The organism is Pseudomonas sp. PDM22 (assembly GCF_014851965.1).
Lineage (GTDB): Bacteria > Pseudomonadota > Gammaproteobacteria > Pseudomonadales > Pseudomonadaceae > Pseudomonas.
On sequence record NZ_JACVAR010000019.1, the window covers coordinates 1 to 1,673 of the forward strand.

At 60.0% G+C, this 1,673-nt stretch carries 1 protein-coding gene; it reads right to left on the bottom strand.

Annotated elements, in window-relative coordinates:
- Positions 1-171: 171 nt before the first annotated feature.
- Positions 172-1,608 carry an IS1182 family transposase gene (locus IB255_RS30440; RefSeq protein ID WP_192211276.1) on the bottom strand — a complete coding sequence of 479 codons (1,437 nt, stop codon included), beginning with the start codon at positions 1,606-1,608 and terminating at the stop codon, positions 172-174.
- Between the last annotated feature and the right edge of the window lie 65 nt (positions 1,609-1,673).

Here is a 1,673-nt window from a genome sequence, read left to right on the forward strand (position 1 = left end):
ATGGGTCCAGGCTGTGTGAAAACAGCAAAGGGCTTACACCAGAGGTGCATTTGGAATTGAGCCCCGAAGGTGCATGCGACGATATCGACCACAGGCTGTTAGCCGCTGCCAGAGTCTTCTGGGGCTATCTACGGCAGTTTGTGGTGGAGAGCCGGAGGAAAATGGCAGGCCTCAGGCCCGCAGTGCCTCCATCGCACCGGCAACGCCGAAGATGCTCATCAGCCGTTTGAGGTTGTAGGCCAGCACATGCAGGCTCATTTCCGTGCTGACTCGGGGCAGCGTTCGGGTCAGGAAGTGCGTCGCGCCCATCCAATGTTTGAGCGTGCCAAACGGGTGCTCCACGGTCTGTCGGCGCACGCTCATCATCTCTGGTTCGCGATCCAGCCGTTGCTGCATGGCTTCCAGGATTGCTTCGTGCCGCCAACGCTTGAGTCGACGGTAACTGCTCGTGGTGCAGCTGCTGCGTATCGGGCAGCTCGGGCAGGCAGAACTCCAGTAAGCATCCAGCTCGAGGCCATCTTCCACCGTCGAGAAGCGCTTGATTGCACGCTGCCCAGCAGGACATTGGTACTCATCATCAGTGGCTATGTAGACGAAGTCCTGCTTACCAAAACGCCCTTCCGCCTTGCTGCTGGAGGTCATCGGCTTGGGCACGAAGGGGGTAATGCCCGCCTGCTCGCACGCCAGGATTTCCACCCCGCTGAAGTAGCCTCGGTCGGCAACGACGCTAAGGCGTTCAGATCCGGTGGCTTCGCGAGCCTGCTCGGCCATCGTGGCGAGCGCTGCACGGTCATGGCCGACGTTGGTGACTTCGTGCGAAACGATCAGGTGGTGCCGGGCATCGACCGCCGTCTGCACGTTGTAGCCGACTATGCCGGTGCCTTTGCCGCTGGTAGCCATGGAGCGTGCATCCGGATCGGTGAGCGAGACTTGTCCATCCGGTGCTTCGCGTAGCTGCTGCTCCATCTCCTTGAGCGCCTGCATCTGCTGGCGGAGTTTCTTGATTTTGTTCTGGAGGCCGCTGGCCTTGGCTTCGGCGACATTGGATTGAGTTCGGTCGGCGGTGTCCATCGCTGCCAGATAGCGGTCGATGCTTTTTTCAATCTGTTCCATCCGGGCGCGCAGCTTGCCGTGGGTGAAGTTGCGATCACGGTTGTTGACCGCTTTGAACTTGCTGCCGTCGATGGCCACCAGCGACTGGGAGAACAAGTCGAGTTGGCGACACAGCACGACGAACTGCCGGCAGACATTGCGAATGGCTCTGCCGTTGTCACGCCGGAAGTCGGCAATGGTTTTGAAGTCCGGAGCCAGTCGCCCAGTCAGCCACATCAGCTCGAGGTTGCGCTGGCATTCGCGCTCCAGGCGACGGCTGGATTGAATGCGGTTGAGGTAGCCGTAGAGGTAGACCTTCAACATCACGGCAGGGTGATAGGACGGTCGACCAGTTACGGCAGGAGTGGCCCCATTGAACTCCAGGGCCACCAGATCGAGTTGCTCGACGAAGGCTTCGACCACGCGGATCGGGTTGTCTTCGGCGACAAAATCATCCAGGCATTCGGGAAGCAAGCTGACCTGTGCTCGGCTCACCTCTTCGATGAATCGCTTCATACGCCGCCCCCGCTGACGTTGCTCCAGCAACTCTAGGCGAGGACGACGTTTTCACACAGCCTGGG

What these genes read in the sequence shown, in the direction of transcription:
- IB255_RS30440 (WP_192211276.1), bottom strand. Translation starts at nt 1,608, where the DNA reads ATGAAGCGATTCATCGAAGAGGTGAGCCGAGCACAGGTCAGCTTGCTT.